Below are 14,840 nucleotides of genomic sequence, written 5' to 3'. Positions count from 1 at the left end.
TTCGTCAATATTTGCCTGACATCATACTCCCGCGACGGTGACGGACCGTCGCGGGGTGACGCGCATGTCGTGCTTACGACTTGTGCGTGCCGTCCAGACGAAGGGGATCGATCTCCAGCGCGGTGCGCTTGCGTACGGCATCGGTTGCTGTGTCGTCGCTGGTGCCTGCCGCATCGTTGCGCATGATGGACTGGAGCAACGTCATCAGATCGGAAGTGCTCGATGCCGACAGCGGCGTGGTGACGTCGCTCACCAGCTTCGCCATCTCATAGCGTTGCACCTGCGTCTTCTGGCTAGCCGAGCGGCTGACCTGGGCGTGGGCAAGCAGGCCGTCGCGATAGTCCACGTCGACATTGCTCGATGCCGAATCCTGCACTTTCACGTATTCGTAGTTCTGCGACTTCGGATCGCTCGTCAGTTGCAACGCCACCCCTGCCCAGAGCGAGCGGTGATAGCTCGCCGTCAGTGTGGCCTGCGTTTGCTGCTGAATCTTGCGGTTAAGCGTATCGGTGCCGCCGATCTGAGTGCTCTGCGAGATCTGGTAATCGAAGCCGTCGACTTCCGACGGACGCATCGGATTCGGCGACGTTTTCGTCTGCGACAGCGAAGCGCTGAAGTCTGCAAGACCGCTCAGCGTAGCCTTGTCCGTGTTGCTAAGCGTGATGCGCGGCAGCGTGGGCGCGGGCGGGTAATGGCTGTTCAGACCCGTGAACGCGGCCTTGAACATGTTCATAAGCGACTTATCGCCGTCGCCTCGCGCCTGAGCGGTGTCGAAGCGGGTGAGCCAGGCGTCCAGCGCGGCGGCTTGCGCCTTCGGGCTGCCGATAGCCTGAAGATTCTTCAAGTCGACGTTGACGTCGAACTTGCCGCTCGCGCCGTCGACGTGCATCGAACGTTGCGTTGCGTCCGCGTGGAACACGAAGTTCTGCGGTGTCGTGCCGTTGGCATTCAGCGTAGCGTTCAGATCTACCGACGTGAGCACGGACGTGTCGAAGCCCGTCAGAGCGCTGAAGTCCACGACCGGTGGTTGCTGCGCAAGGCCGTTTACGGCGTTCTGGAAGGCGTCGCTCAACTTGCCGAGCTGATCGCGTTCAGCGTCGGTCAACGTGCCTTTCGTGACGGAGAACTCGACGGACAGGCCGTCGTCGCTGCTGCCCAGCTTGACGTTGACCTGCGCGCCGCTGGCGGTCGTGACCGTCAGTGCGAACTGATTGTCGGCGCTCGTTTGCAGCTTGAATTGTTGCAACGCAAGCTCGGCGTCGGTGGCGGGCGTGGCGGATGTCGAGCGCACCACGCTTTGCGAGAAGGACGTAGCACCCGTCGCGATGGCGGACATCAGCTTCGATCCGAGTTGATCGAGGCGATTGCCTAGCGAGGTGGTCGACAGGTTGCCCGACATCAGTAGCGAGATGGCATCTGAGGGCAACTGCCGCCAGTTCAGCGCGGCCCCATTGGCGACCGGCTGGGTGTACGTCGGCCAGTTGGCGACGGGCGGGGTCTGCGTGAGCGTGACGCGCGTGGATTCGGGGACTATAGAAGCACCCGAGCCAGTGGCGCCGGTGCCGGACACCGCGCTCGGACTGGCGGCACGCGACGCAATGTCGCTCGTCGTCAGAGGAATCAGATTCGTTGCTGTGTTGATAGACGTCATCGGGGGGCGTGTCGTCAAGAGGGTTTTTGTAAGGCCTTGTAAGGAAGGCGGGCCAATCCTATGCATTAACGACCACAGGTCGCCAATATTTAGCGGTACCCCTCAAATTGCATGGGCCTCGATGGCGTTCTCCGTGCGGCCTTGTGGAATAAGGCGCTTGCATCCATCGGATCTCTCATGGCATGATGAAACATCAAAAGTTACATGAATGTGGAGCCAGCCATGCAACAAGACACCATCGCGATGTTCGACCAGCACGCGGCAACGTACGACCAGACCTGGAGCGCGATGACGCCTTTGCGCGATGCGCTCCAACTGGTGCTCGATAACGTTTTCGCACCGCTGCCGGTTGAGGCGAACGTCTTGTGTGTCGGCGCTGGAACGGGCGCGGAGATTCTGTATCTGGCCGAGCGCCATCCGGCGTGGCGCTTCACCGCCGTAGAACCGTCTGGGCCGATGCTTGACGTGTTCCGCAGCAAAGCCGAAGCGCAAGGCATTGCGTCGCGCTGTGTCTTCCATCAGGGCTTTCTCGACTCGCTGCCCGAGAGCGAACCGTTCGACGGTGCAACTTCGATTCTCGTCTCCCAGTTTGTGACGGACCCGGCCGAGCGGCGGGCATTCTTTCGCGGAATTGCCGACCGGCTGAAACCGGGTGGCTACCTGGCGAGCGCAGATCTGGCGTGCGACATGACGTCCGAAGCGGGGCGACGGCTGCTGGAGGTCTGGTTCGGGATGATGTCCGTGTCGCCCGAAGCACGTGAGCGTGCGAAGGCCATCTATGGGACGCAGGTGGCGGTTGTGCCGCCGGAGGCGATGGACGACATCATCTGGGAAGGCGGCTTCGACGAGCCGGTGCGCTTCTTTCAGAGCGGGCTGATTCACGCGTGGTTTGCGCGTCAGGTGCTGTGAGCGGGGGGCGACGATGAGAAGCGATAGCCGACTCTCGCGCATGCTCCACGTGCTGCTGCACATGGCGCGGCATGACGCACCTTTCACCTCGGAGCAGCTCGCGCAGATGCTGCGCACCAATCCCGTTGTGGTCCGTCGCACGATGGCGGGGTTGCGCGACGCCGGGTACGTTCGCTCGGACAAAGGGCATGGGGGCGGCTGGAGCATCGCCTGTGATTTGCACAAGGTGACACTGCTCGACATTCATCGCGCTGTCGGTGGTCCGAACATCTTCGCCATTGGCGTGGAGAGCGATAACCCCGAGTGCGCCGTCGAGCGCGCGGTGAACGCAGCGCTCGACGGGGCGTTGCGCGAGGCGGAAGCGATCCTTATCGCAAGGCTCGGTGCCGTGTCGCTCGCTGATCTCGCGCAGAACTTCGATGCGTTGTGCTCCCAGCACGAGGCGATGGCGAATTAAACGACGACTGGGGCGGACGTGAAATCGAAGGTGGTGTCCTCGTAGATATCTTCGTGGCTGTCCAGCAAATCTAGTTCTTCCACGAACGCTTCGATGGTCGGGCCTCCCGCCTCCCCGGGGTGTGCCTCGTTAGCGTACGAGAAAATCACTTTCTGCAAGGCTTCGACCCTCCATTCGGACGCGTCGCCGGACAGGCCAGCGAGCATATGACGTGCCCCGTGCCAAAGCAGCGTGCGCCCGAACGGGCCGTATTCGTGAACGCCCAATGCGAGTGAGGGCAGCAGACTATTGAACGTGCGCGAGCTCGGCTGGAATTCGCCGGGTTCAAGCACGGTGAGATGCGGCAGATCGAGGCATTTGAATGCCTTTGCCGCAAGATGCTCGGTAAGGGGCGTTTTGCCCCCGTCAAAACAGTTGTCGAGGATGCTATCGAGTAGCAGGTCGTCCGGCGAGTCCCGGCGGACGCCAGTCATGCATTGACGAATGTTGTTCACGAAGGTGCGCGCCTCAACCGATGCGAGAGGTTTTGCTAGCGCAGCCAGTCTGCTGAGCGCGTCCCAGGCGAGATTATCAGGCACCCACGGATCACCCGATTCTGGCCGGTTTGCGAGCGCCAGGTTAAGCGTCGAAGCGAGGGCGCCGATAACGAGATCATCTGCGCGACTCTGGTGGGTGGCAGGGATAGCGCTTTGGGTACCCTGAATTCCGTGCATACAACCCTCCATAAGAAAGTGGCGAGAGCTGTCTACTGTCTCGCCACTGAAGGGTTTGCGCTTACGGATTTGGCTCTTTTACGTTCGATTTACGACGGTTGCGCCGCCAACTGTGCCTTGATGGCCGCTTCCGTCTTGTCGTAATCGCCTTCGCCGAAGTGGGTGTAGACGATCTTGCCCGACTTGTCGACGAGATAAAACGCGGGCCAGTAGAGGTTGTCGTAGGCCTTCCACGTGGCGTAGCGGTTGTCCTGCGCGACCGGGTACGTGATGCCTGCGCGGCGTACGGCTTCCTGCACGTTCTTGGTGTCGCGCTCATAGGCGTATTCCGGCGTGTGCACCCCGACCACAACCAGTCCCTTGTCCTTATACTTTTCGTACCACTGCTTCACGTACGGCGTGGTGTGGATGCAGTTGATGCAGGAGTACGTCCAGAAATCGACGAGCACGACCTTGCCGCGCAACTGCGACAGGGTGAGCGGCTGACTGTTGATCCAGTTGTCGATGCCGGTGAACTCGGGCGCAGTGCCGCCGGAGATCGGACGAGCCTGCGACGGTGCGCAAGCGGTAAGGCCAGTGAGGGCGAGGGCGACGAAGGCACTTCTGAGTAGCGTCAACATGGCAGTTCTTCTCCTGTGAACAGTGCAACGGTTTCGGTGAGTCGGTAGCCGTATTTCACTGTCCGCGCGTATCTGCCATGTGTGCAAAAGGCTGCATTTCGGCAATGTCGTGTATCGGCGTGCCGTCCAGACACATTGAGATACAAACGGGGATAACACGCGCGGCCGATTGCGATATAAAGCTTTCAACGACCGTGCCGCCGGCGCGGGCTTATCCGGGAGTCGATCCATGTCCGAAACGTTGCAAGGTTCCTGCCACTGTGGCGCTGTCCGATTTGAAGTAGTCACGCCGGTCGAACCGGCCGCGCGCTGCAATTGCAGCTTGTGTCGTCGTAAGGGGGCACTGATGACGCCGCCTTTCCCGGAAGCCAATTTGCGCATTTTGTCCGGCGAGGACGATCTGACCCTCTATCAGTTCAATACTCACCTGGCGAAACACTACTTCTGCAAGCACTGTGGCATTTACCCGTTCCACGCCTCGCGCATGATGCCCGGCATGTGGCGCGCCAATATCGGTTGTCTCGAAGGTGTGGACCCGTACGCACTCGAATACACGGTCGCCGATGGCCAGAAGCACTCCGTGGTGGAGGATGCATGAGGCGTCTGCTGAGTCTGCTGGCATTTCTGGCGGGTGGCCTGACGACCGAAGCCGTTCATCCGCTGCAATGCGATCTCGCGCCTGCGAGCCGTCGCCTGATGCCTGAGGCAGAACGAGCGCGACCGCGCAAAACACCTGATCTGACGGGCACTGGCGGCGGCCGTGGGCGCGGGGACTCGTCGCTATAATCGTTCACATGGAAAAAATCGATCATGTGCTGATCGTCGACGACGATCGCGGGATTCGGGAGTTGCTCGCCGACTACCTCGAAAAGAACGGCATGCGTGTGAGCGTGGCCGCCAATGGACGTGAGATGCGCGCGGTGCTGGCCGACGGCGCGCCCGATCTCATCGTGCTCGATCTGATGCTGCCCGGCGACGACGGCCTTGTGCTGTGCCGCGAGCTTCGTGCGGGCAAGTTCAGGGCGGTGCCGGTGCTCATGCTCACCGCGCGCAGCGAAGAGACCGACCGCATCGTCGGCCTCGAAATGGGCGCGGACGATTACCTGGCCAAGCCTTTTGCCGTGCGTGAGCTTCTGGCACGCATCAAGTCGGTGCTGCGTCGTACGCGCATGCTGCCACCGGGGATGCAGGTCACGGAAACGGCCGAGATTCTCGGCTTCGGCGAATGGCAGCTCGACACGACCGCGCGTCACCTGCTCGATACCGACGGCACGCAGGTCGCGCTCAGCGGCGCGGAGTATCGCCTGCTGCGCGTATTGCTCGATCATCCGCAACGCGTGCTCACGCGCGACCAGTTGCTCAATCTCACGCAGGGCAGACAGGCCGACGCCTTCGACCGGTCCATCGATCTGCTCATCAGCCGGTTGCGCCAGCGCTTGCGCGACGGCGCGCGTGAGCCTCGTTACATCAAGACGCTGCGCAACGAAGGCTATGTGTTCTGCTCGGCTGTCACCGTCGTCGCCGCGCCAGAATGACTCCAACCCTGACACAAGGCCCCGCTACCGGGGCGTTCCAATGGCACTGGCCGCGCTCGCTGTTCGCGCGGCTCGCACTCATCCTCTTCGTGGGGCTGGCGCTCGCGCAGGCGCTCTCGTTCTGGCTCACCATGACCGAGCGCAATCGAGTGACGTCCAACATGATGAGCGTGTACATCGAGAGCGAAGTTGCCAGTTCCGTCGCGTTGCTCGATCATTTGCCCGCCGCCGAGCGGGCACAGTGGTTGCCGCGTCTGGCGCGTCGCAGCTATCGCTTCGAACTTGGCACCGGTGCGGCAGGTGGCAAGCCCGATGCGGGTGCCGCCGCGCAGGTCGCACGCGTCATCGAAGATTCCATCGGTGTGTCGTATCCCGTAACGGTCAATAGTGTGCCCGGCGACCCGGATCAGCTTCAGGCGCACTTGCGTCTGAGCGATGGCTCGCCGCTGACCATCGAGGTCTTCCCCACGCCGACCTTGCCGCTTTCCGGATGGCTCCCTGCGATACTGGTGCTGCAACTGGTGCTGATTGCCGGGTGCTGCTGGCTGGCGGTGCGTGTCGCGACGCGTCCGCTGAATGCGCTGGCGAAGGCCGCCGATACGTTGGGGCCGGACTTGCGGGCGGAGCGTCTGAGCGAAGACGGACCGTCGGAAGTGGCGCGTGCCGCGCGGGCGTTCAATGCGATGCAGGATCGCATCGGCGGCTACATGACCGAGCGCATGCAAATTCTCGCGGCCATCTCCCACGACTTGCAGACGCCGATCACGCGTATGCGCCTGCGTGTCGACACGATGGAAGACGAAACCTCGGCGGTGCGTCTGCAACAGGATCTGAAGGAGATGGAGTCGCTGGTCAAGGAAGGGGTGACGTACGCCAGGACGTTACACGGTGCGTCAGAAGCGCCTTGCAAGGTGGATCTCGATTCGCTGCTGGATAGTCTTGTCTGCGACTATGTGGATGCGGGTTCGCCCGTCACGCTGACCGGGCAGGTGGGACAGCCGATTGTGACGCGTCCGCAGGCGTTGCGGCGCATTGTGGGAAACCTCGTGGACAACGCGCTCAAGTACGGCAGTGAGGCACATCTTGACGTAACGCGGCGTGCCGGAGGGATCGACGTGATCGTGACCGATCGTGGTCCGGGCATTCCGGAGGACATGCTTGAAGCCGTCTTCGCGCCGTTCGTGCGGGTGGAGACGTCGCGTAACCGTCACACCGGCGGCACGGGATTGGGGCTGGCGATTGCGCGTCAGCTTGCGCAGGCGATGGACGCGACGCTCACATTGCGCAATCGCGATGGCGGTGGTTTGGAGGCGCGCTTGTCGCTCAAGGCATAAGCCGGAACGACGAATTCCGTAGCGGCTTTGTATCGCAGTGTGTCTGGCAGCGTTGCAGGTACTTACGATTGCACTGGGCGCTGTATCGGACAAATGCCAGATACCTCCGAGAGGTCTAATGGTTTCAACGGCGGCGCAACAGAAACACACCGCGCGTTACCTAACCTTTACATCCTCTGGAGTTACACCATGAAAGCCCTTCTGATCGCAGTTTCGCTCGCTACCCTCGGCACCGCTGGTGTCGCTTACGCCGCAGGCACCGATGAAATCCTGACGAGCACCGGCAACTCGCTGTCTGCCGCTCACTGGACGCCGGACAACGGTCCGACGCTCAGCACGGCGCAAGTGCAGGCGCAACTGAAGAGCGCCGAAGCCTCGGGACAGATCGACCACCTGAACATGACGCTGTACAAGGGTGCATGAAGCGCATCGATAGGCGATGCCGGGCGCACATGCCTGGCATTGCCGAGCGGCTTGCCGGTTTGAAACGGGGTGGGTTCTGTCTTGCGCAGATCTCAGCCCGTTTTGTTTTGGTGGCGTCGCCATAGCCTCAGTGGGACGACACATAGATCCCATCGGCGAACGCCTCGGGAAGCGCGAAGCTCTCGCGCATGCGTTTTGTTTCGGCGGCGGGTGTCAGACCGAATAGCCGCTTGAATTCCCGGCTGAATTGAGACGGGCTCGTGTAACCGACGGCATGGCTTGCCGCCTCGGCAGTGAGGTCCTGACGCACCATCAACAGCCGTGCCTGATGCAGGCGTGTCGACTTGACGTATTGCATCGGCGAGACCTGCGTAATCGTCTTGAAGTGACTGTGGAAGCTCGGCACGCTCATGCCTGCCTCGTCTGCGAGCTGCGTTACGTCGAGCGGCTGGGCGTAACCGGCATGAATCAACCGCAGCGACCGCCCAATCCGGCCGAACTGGCCCCGCATCGAAAGCGCCTCGCGCATCGCGCCGCCTTGTGCCCCTGTGAGTACCCGGAAGTAGAGTTCACGCAGCAGACCGTGTCCAAGGACGGCGGCTTCAAGCGGTTCGCTCATGGCTTCGAGAAAACGGAGTACGGACGTTTGCATCCGTGCGTCCATCGGCGTGGACATCATGCTTTGCGGCGCGGCTTCACGCACGGCAATGCCTTCCCGGTCGATCTGCGCCGCGAGTTCTGCGGCCAGTGTGAAATCCAGATGCAGATAGAGCGCCAGCAACGGCCGCTCGCGCGTCGCGTCCGTCTCCATGCTGAAAGGGACGGGGACGGAAACGGCCAGATAGTGGTCTTCGTCGTACTCGTACAACCGCTCACCGAAATATCCACGCTTGCGCCCCTGACACACGATCACGATGCCAGGGTCGTACAGCACCGGCGTGCGCGATAGCGTGCGGTCGGAGCGCAGGATACGGACGCTGGGCAGTGCAGTCAGGTTGTAACCTTCGGCAGGCGCGAGGTCACCCAACAGGGCAATCGTGCGCGAGCGTACGTCTGTGCCCGCCGCTGGCGCCTTCCGCGCAGATATCTTCGGTTTCATAGTTTTAGGCAAGAAAATAAGTCAATTTTAACTTAAACGTCCATTTCAATGAGACTAGTATGCACCCATCGATTAACGTTTGGGAGAGGTAACGATGTCATCAGGAAAGATCTTGCTCATTACGGGCGTGAGCAGCGGCTTTGGTCGGGCGCTGGCACAAGAGGCGCTGGCGGCGGGGCACAAGGTGGTGGGAACGGTGCGCAGCGAGCAGGCGAAGCGCGACTTCGAGTCGCTCTCGCCGACTTTGGCATTCGGTCGTTTGCTCGACGTCACCGACTTCGATGCGATCGACGGTGTAGTGGCGGAGATCGAAGCCAACGTCGGTCCGGTCGACGTCCTCATCAACAATGCGGGCTACGGACACGAGGGCATCATGGAAGAATCGCCGCTGTCGGAGGTGCGACGTCAGTTCGACGTCAACGTTTTCGGCGCAGTGGCGATGATGAAGGCCGTATTGCCGTTCATGCGTAAGCGCCGTCGCGGCCATATTCTGAACATCACGTCGATGGGCGGGCATATCACCATGCCGGGCATCACGTACTACTGTGGCAGCAAGTTCGCGCTAGAGGGGATTTCGTCGAGTCTGGGCAAAGAAGTCAAGCCGTTCGGCATTGCCGTGACGGCAGTCGCGCCCGGGTCTTTCCGAACAGACTGGGCGGGACGTTCGATGGCGCGTACCCCGCGCTCGATCCCGGACTACGACGCTAGTTTCGATCCGGTGCGTCGCGCTCGTGAGGAGAAGAGCGGGAAGCAGCTTGGGGACCCGGTGAAGGCTGCGCGCGCCATGCTCGCCGCCATCGACTCGGCTCATCCGCCTGCGCACCTCTTGCTCGGTAGCGATGCGCTCAGACTCGTTCGGGAAAATCTCACGGCATTGGAATACGAGTTCAGCCAATGGGAGACGGTCACGCTCTCGACGGATAGTTGAGGCGGACGACGGGCGTCCAATCGGCCCGCGCGATGCGAGAACCCCTTGAGGAGTCGCGAAAGCGCGGGCCGGTGGTCGATGCCGCTCAGAGCAGATCGGCGATCTGCGGATGGAACTTGACCGGATCGAAGACGGTGACGCGATAGTCGGCAAGACCGTGAATGCGGAACGGGTCTTGCTCGATGAGTGCGTCGAGTTCGTCACGCGAAACCTTACCGGAGACGATGAAGACGCCACCGTTGCGCGGCTCCTTCGGTCCGGAGGCGATGAAGATCCCGCGCTCGTACTGCGTGGAGAGAAACGCGCGATGCGCCTGCAACTGCGCATCGATGGCATTCAGCGGTTGAATGTAGGTCAGTTCAACGATGTACATCAGGGTGGCCCCGTCAGGAAAATACGGCGATTGCCGCTTGAAAGGCAGTGTAGCAATTTGCCTGCCGACGCGTACGGCACATCGATCAATCAGCGTTGGCCGGTGTTTCGTGCAGGTGACGCCAAACGATATGTCCGTCGGTCTCGCGTTCGAACACTGCCGTGGAGCGGCGCACCGTCGTGAGACCTTCACCGTCGGTTTGCGTTTCGCGGTACGCCACGACACCTCCTGTCGGCGATTCTGCGATTGTGTCGACCTCGTCGACGACGATTCGCAATCCGGGCCGCTTGCCATGTCCCTGTCCGAACAGCGCGTCGAGCGCGGCGCGATTCACACGAGCGCCGGAGAGCGCGATCATTGAAAACGCCGATGAGAATCGGGCCAGCAGCGGTTCGAGCGCCGAGGGGGCCGCGCGGCCGCTCAGCCACTGTTCGATGGCGACGTGAGCGTCGATGACTTCCTGAACCAATGCGGACGAGAGCTGAGAGCGATGGTTTGTCATGACGTGGCAGGCGTGAACGGGAAGACGGACATTTTAGCGAGGTCCCATCCGACCTGCACAGCGCGTTACGGCGGCGGCGCGCACCGATCTGCTGCGCTGCCGCTGCCACTGTGACCGCCGTGGACGGAGGCAAGAGGTGTGGCCTTATCGCTCCAGCCCCGCGCGATGCTTCTGATACTGGATCGCGGAGACGATGGCAACACGTCGGATTGGTTCGGGCGGCAACCACGTCGGGCGCTCGAAGCCCAGCGCGTCTGCCAGTTCTGGTGACTGCTGGCCGCAGGCCATCTCGCCGAGCAGCTTGCCGAACATGCTGCCCTTGAGCACGCCCGCGCCGTTACAACCGAGCGAAGCGAACAGGCCTTGCCGGATCTCACCGAAGTACAGCGCGCCGTTGCGAGTGAGCGCCGTCACACCGCCCCACACATGTTCGAACTTGTGCGAGGCCATCTGCGGATAACGGCGCTGATAGGCGTCGGTCAGCATGGCGTTGACGTCGCCCAGCGGACGCTCCTTCTCGTACGAGTAGGCGCTACGCACGACGAAACGGCCGCCGAGCGTTTTGCGCAACGTTGTCCCCAAACGGTTCGCCGGGATCACGCCCCATTCGGCCGCCGGGCCGAGCTTGGCGAGTTCGTCGGCGGACAGCGCGGGAGTCATCGCCGCGTACGTGTAGATCGTGAAGACGCGATCGCGCGCTAGTCCCAGTTTGCTGGCAAAGCCGTTGTTGGCGACGATGACTTGCCCTGCGCGCAGTTGTGTCGTCGCCGTCGTCACCGTGAAGGGGCCGGTGCCGTCGAGCGACACCACCGGCTCGTTTTCCCAGAGTTGGACATTCGCGGGCAGGCTGTCGGCGAGCCCGCGCACGAGGGCGGCCGGTTGCACGAAGACGTTGTTGTCCGAGTGGTAGCCGTAGCCGTAATAGCTGGTGCCGATCTCGCTGCGCAGGGCGTCGCGCGACAACTCACGGTACGTCACTCCCCATTCGCGGTATTGCGCGAGCGTGTCGCGCAGACGTTGCTCGCCGTCGGGCGTGGCGGCCGCATGGTACTTGCCGACCGGGTTCCATCCGCAATCGATGTCATACGTCGTCACGAGTTCATGCAGCCATTTCAGACCGAGGTCGTACAGGCGGATCTGCTTGCGCGCGACCTCGACCGGGCTGCCGTGTCCGCCCATGCCGGTGTTATGGGGCAGGTTGATGAGAAAACCCGAGTTGCGTCCTGCGGACCCGTTGCCGACGGTGGTGGCGTCGATCACGAGCACCGTAGCGTCCGGGCGAAGTTCCGCAACGCGACGTGCCGCCGCCAACCCGGTGAAGCCCGCACCGATGACGATGACGTCGAAGTTGCGCGCGACCGGCGCTTGCGTGTGGGGCACGCGAGACGGCAGCAGCGCGTTCCAGCCTGCGCCCGCCTGATAGGCGGGGAAAGTACCCCGCGAAGCGCGGGAGGGAGTGACTTGATTGGACATGACGATTGAAGTGCGGGGGCTTGCGAAACGTTGCTGAGGGAGTAAAGCCTTATGCCGCCTGACTCTCCAGGCTGCGCATGACTTCGGTTTGCACCGTGTTCCAGATTTGCGATTTGAGTTCGTTGTAGCGCGGCGAGAGCTGCACCTGTGCGTCGCGCGGCATCGGGAGATCGTTCGTCAGATCGCAGGCCACGCGACCCGGACGGGCGCTCATGATCACCATGCGCGTCGAGAGCATCAACGCTTCGTCGATGGAGTGCGTGATGAAGACGATGGTCTTGCCGCTCTTCTGATAGATCTGAAGCAACTCTTCCTGCAACACCTGACGCGTCATGGCGTCGAGCGCGGCGAACGGTTCATCGAGCAGAATCACGTCCGGATCGTTGGCGAGCACGCGGGCAATCGACACGCGCTGACGCATGCCACCGGAGAGCGCCTTCGGGTAGCGGTCTTCGAAGCCTTTGAGGCCGACCATGTCGATATAGCGTCGCGCCGTGGCGTAACGTGTGGTCTTGTCGATGCCTTTCATCTTCAAGCCGAACGCGACGTTATCGAGCACGCTCAGCCAGGGGAACAGCGCGTACTGCTGGAACACCATGCCGCAATGCGGGTCGATGCCTTTCACTTCGCGGCCGTTCACGCGGATGCGGCCGGTCGTCGGCTCGTCGAACCCGGTGATCAGGTTGAGCAGCGTCGACTTGCCGCAGCCGGACGCGCCGAGCAGTACCACGAACTCGCCACGGGCGATGTTCATGTCGACGCGCTCCAGCGCCTGAAAGTCGCCGTACCGCTTCGATACGCCTTCGATGGCGATCATCGTGTCGGACGAGCCGTTGCCGTGATGCGCCGCTTGTGCGCCTGCGTGGGAATCGATGCGATCGTTCATGCTTGCCACCTCAACACCTTGCGCTCGATGGCGCGAAATACGATATCCGTCACGAGCACCGTGACGCTGATCATCACCATGCCGAGCACGACGACTTCCGTCTGGAAGAACTCCTTGCCGTTCATGATGAGAAAGCCAAGCCCTTCACGTGCGGCGACCAGTTCGGCGGAAATCACGCACGTCCACGACAGGCCGAGAATGATCTTCATCCCCGAAAGGATCTGCGGCAGGCTCGCGGGCAGGATGACCTCGCGCATGACTTGCCAGTTGCTCGCGCCGAGGTTTTTGGCGGCGCGCACCAGCAGCGGGTCGACGTTGCGCGTGGCCTCGATCACATAGACCAGCGCCGGGGCGAACGTCCCCATGAACACGATGCTGTACTTCTGCGTCTCTGAGATACCGAACCACAGCAGCGAGAGCGGAATCCAGCTCATCGACGGTAGTGGACGCAGGAAAGACAGAATCGGGTCGAAGGCGGCGCGTGCGTAGCTCGACGTACCCAACACGATCCCTAACGGAATGGCCACGACCGTGGCGGCGATGAAGCCGGTCATGACGCGACGCGTGGAGGCGAGCACGTTCGAGAGCAGCGTGCCGTCGCTCAGCATGGCGACGATGCGCTCGCCCACGGCGGAGGGCGGCGGCAGGAACAGGGGATCGATGACCCCGGTGCGGCAGGCCGCTTCCCACGCCAGCAGGAAGACGACCACGGACGCAAATCCCACGCTCAGCAGCGTGGCGCGGGACGGTTGACGATGATTCACAATCAGACTCCTCAGGCGGAAGCCGGTACGTGTCGGGGGTGTAGAGGGGGACGTACCGGCGCGCGGATGCTTACAGATACGACGTGTTGATCCACTGGCGCACGGCGGGCGCCTTGTCGATCTGCTTGTACGTCACGAGCATTTCGGCCAGACGCTGGAGGCCGTCGACATAGCTGCCCGGCGACTTCAACAACTGCGTCTGTTGCGCGTGGCTATACCACTCCGCTCCCTTGATCGTCTCGATCTGGTCGAGTGCCGACATGCTGGTGAGGCCGACGAGCGTGCGTGCGGCTTCGTCCGGCTTGTCGCGCAGGGTCTGGCAGGCGTCGAAATACACCTTCAGGTACTTGCGCACCACGTCGGCGTTCTTCTCCGCCCATGCATTGCGGACGATCAGGACGTCAGGCCCCGGCGTCACGTTGTACTTCTTGTAGAGCGAGAACTGCGTGTCGTCGGCGAGCAGCCTCATGCCCGTCATCGCGCGGATGCGATTGAACTGCGGCGTCCAGGCGGCCGCGGCGTCGATCTGTCCGGACTGAATGGCGCCGGGAATTTCCGGGGCGGGGACGTTGAGTACCGTGACGTCGTTCGACAGACCAGCGCTGCCCAGTAGATCCAGCACCAGCAGATGGGCACTCGACGCGAACGTCACGCCCAGCTTCTTGCCCTTGAGGTCCTGAAGCGAGTTCACCCCGTCACGCACGAACAGTCCCTCGACGCGCCCGAAGCTTTCCGGCACGGCCACAATCGAGAAATGCTTCGAGCCGCGTGCCATCAGGGCCTGCGCTGAGACGATCCCCGTGCAGGCGATATCGATGCCGCCGGAGAGCACTGCGCTCATGCGGGCCGACGACGTGCCGAACGATTGCCATTGCTGATCGATGCCTGCTGCGCTCAGTGCGCCCGACTTCATCGCGAGATAGGCGGGATAGTGGCCCAGCCATGCCGAGCCGCCGTACTGGACCGTCGTGGCGTCGGCGGCGCGGGCGATGCCCGACAGCGACAGACCGCCGACGGCGGCAGCGGCGGGCAGGGCCGAGAGTGCGGCGCTCGTGTGGAGGAATTTGCGTCGTGAGAGGTTCATGCGTGTCTCCTTTGTAGGCTATGTGTTATTCGCGTTGAACGGTGGGCGCACTTCAGGTGAGGTTCGGTGTGAAATTCATCTGGCCCGGC

18 protein-coding genes are annotated in these 14,840 nt (G+C 62.3%); 8 read left to right on the top strand and 10 right to left on the bottom strand.

The genetic code is table 11. The annotated features are described in order from the left end of the window. Positions 1–73: 73 nt before the first annotated feature. The gene (locus PCO31010_RS01995) at positions 74–1,651 is read right to left on the bottom strand and encodes a hypothetical protein (protein WP_150662758.1); all 1,578 of its coding nucleotides are present in this window, start codon (positions 1,649–1,651) and stop codon (positions 74–76) included. A 222-nt stretch (positions 1,652–1,873) separates the two neighbouring features. Here PCO31010_RS01995 and PCO31010_RS01990 point away from each other — a divergent pair, with 222 nt between their 5' ends. Both PCO31010_RS01990 and PCO31010_RS01985 read left to right on the top strand, forming a co-directional pair. Beyond that, on the top strand, positions 1,874–2,560 hold the full coding sequence (locus PCO31010_RS01990) for a class I SAM-dependent methyltransferase (protein WP_150662757.1): 687 nt from the start codon (positions 1,874–1,876) through the stop codon (positions 2,558–2,560). Between the two features lie 13 nt (positions 2,561–2,573). Then, entirely contained in the window at positions 2,574–3,017 is a 444-nt protein-coding gene (locus tag PCO31010_RS01985) for an Rrf2 family transcriptional regulator (protein WP_150662756.1), read from the top strand. On the opposite strand, the gene PCO31010_RS01980 is transcribed toward PCO31010_RS01985, so the two are convergent. Then, the gene (locus PCO31010_RS01980; protein ID WP_150662755.1) at positions 3,014–3,730 is read right to left on the bottom strand and encodes a hypothetical protein; all 717 of its coding nucleotides are present in this window, start codon (positions 3,728–3,730) and stop codon (positions 3,014–3,016) included. The two genes, PCO31010_RS01985 and PCO31010_RS01980, sit on opposite strands and share 4 nt — an antisense overlap. An 89-nt stretch (positions 3,731–3,819) precedes the next feature. Next, the gene (locus PCO31010_RS01975) at positions 3,820–4,350 is read right to left on the bottom strand and encodes a thioredoxin family protein (RefSeq protein ID WP_039398233.1); all 531 of its coding nucleotides are present in this window, start codon (positions 4,348–4,350) and stop codon (positions 3,820–3,822) included. Between the two features lie 229 nt (positions 4,351–4,579). Between PCO31010_RS01975 and PCO31010_RS01970 the strand changes: the two genes are divergently transcribed. The 5 genes from PCO31010_RS01970 (at position 4,580) to PCO31010_RS01950 (ending at position 7,642) form a co-directional block, all read left to right on the top strand. After that, positions 4,580–4,948: a GFA family protein gene (locus tag PCO31010_RS01970; protein ID WP_150662754.1), complete on the top strand. Its 369-nt coding sequence runs from the start codon at positions 4,580–4,582 to the stop codon at positions 4,946–4,948. After that, positions 4,945–5,136: a hypothetical protein gene (locus PCO31010_RS01965; RefSeq protein WP_150662753.1), complete on the top strand. Its 192-nt coding sequence runs from the start codon at positions 4,945–4,947 to the stop codon at positions 5,134–5,136. The genes PCO31010_RS01970 and PCO31010_RS01965 overlap by 4 nt, the downstream gene beginning before the upstream one ends. 8 nt (positions 5,137–5,144) lie before the next feature. Beyond that, complete coding sequence (locus tag PCO31010_RS01960) at positions 5,145–5,885, top strand: response regulator (protein WP_150662752.1); 741 nt, start codon at positions 5,145–5,147, stop codon at positions 5,883–5,885. Next, positions 5,882–7,219 (top strand): ATP-binding protein, encoded by a 1,338-nt coding sequence (locus PCO31010_RS01955; RefSeq protein WP_150662751.1) that lies wholly within the window; start codon positions 5,882–5,884, stop codon positions 7,217–7,219. The genes PCO31010_RS01960 and PCO31010_RS01955 overlap by 4 nt, the downstream gene beginning before the upstream one ends. A 189-nt stretch (positions 7,220–7,408) precedes the next feature. Beyond that, positions 7,409–7,642, top strand: a complete 234-nt coding sequence (locus tag PCO31010_RS01950) for a DUF4148 domain-containing protein (protein ID WP_039398243.1) — start codon at positions 7,409–7,411, stop codon at positions 7,640–7,642. A gap of 127 nt (positions 7,643–7,769) precedes the next feature. Here the strand turns inward: PCO31010_RS01950 and PCO31010_RS01945 are convergent, their stop codons facing one another. After that, positions 7,770–8,741, bottom strand: coding sequence for an AraC family transcriptional regulator (locus tag PCO31010_RS01945; protein ID WP_150662750.1), 972 nt, complete (start codon positions 8,739–8,741; stop codon positions 7,770–7,772). A 94-nt stretch (positions 8,742–8,835) separates the two neighbouring features. On the opposite strand from PCO31010_RS01945, the gene PCO31010_RS01940 reads away from it, so the two are divergent. Then, positions 8,836–9,669 (top strand): oxidoreductase, encoded by an 834-nt coding sequence (locus tag PCO31010_RS01940; protein WP_150662749.1) that lies wholly within the window; start codon positions 8,836–8,838, stop codon positions 9,667–9,669. An 85-nt stretch (positions 9,670–9,754) separates the two neighbouring features. On the opposite strand, the gene PCO31010_RS01935 is transcribed toward PCO31010_RS01940, so the two are convergent. The 6 genes from PCO31010_RS01935 to PCO31010_RS01910 all read right to left on the bottom strand — a co-directional run bounded on the left by PCO31010_RS01935 (position 9,755) and on the right by PCO31010_RS01910 (position 14,751). Continuing rightward, positions 9,755–10,042, bottom strand: a complete 288-nt coding sequence (locus PCO31010_RS01935; RefSeq protein WP_046292047.1) for a YciI family protein — start codon at positions 10,040–10,042, stop codon at positions 9,755–9,757. 85 nt (positions 10,043–10,127) lie between these two features. Further along, complete coding sequence (locus PCO31010_RS01930) at positions 10,128–10,544, bottom strand: DUF4440 domain-containing protein (protein ID WP_150662748.1); 417 nt, start codon at positions 10,542–10,544, stop codon at positions 10,128–10,130. Positions 10,545–10,688: 144 nt separating this feature from the next. Continuing rightward, positions 10,689–12,017 carry an NAD(P)/FAD-dependent oxidoreductase gene (locus PCO31010_RS01925; RefSeq protein ID WP_150662747.1) on the bottom strand — a complete coding sequence of 443 codons (1,329 nt, stop codon included), beginning with the start codon at positions 12,015–12,017 and terminating at the stop codon, positions 10,689–10,691. A 49-nt stretch (positions 12,018–12,066) separates the two neighbouring features. Then, positions 12,067–12,834, bottom strand: a complete 768-nt coding sequence (locus tag PCO31010_RS01920) for an ABC transporter ATP-binding protein (RefSeq protein WP_150663457.1) — start codon at positions 12,832–12,834, stop codon at positions 12,067–12,069. Positions 12,835–12,899: 65 nt separating this feature from the next. Next, positions 12,900–13,667: an ABC transporter permease gene (locus PCO31010_RS01915; RefSeq protein ID WP_174984222.1), complete on the bottom strand. Its 768-nt coding sequence runs from the start codon at positions 13,665–13,667 to the stop codon at positions 12,900–12,902. Positions 13,668–13,737: 70 nt separating this feature from the next. Next, entirely contained in the window at positions 13,738–14,751 is a 1,014-nt protein-coding gene (locus PCO31010_RS01910; protein WP_150662745.1) for an ABC transporter substrate-binding protein, read from the bottom strand. Between the last annotated feature and the right edge of the window lie 89 nt (positions 14,752–14,840).

The organism is Pandoraea commovens, assembly GCF_902459615.1.
Lineage (GTDB): Bacteria > Pseudomonadota > Gammaproteobacteria > Burkholderiales > Burkholderiaceae > Pandoraea > Pandoraea commovens.
The sequence above is the reverse complement of the archived record's forward strand: the minus strand, read 5'-3'. Positions and strand labels throughout refer to the sequence as shown.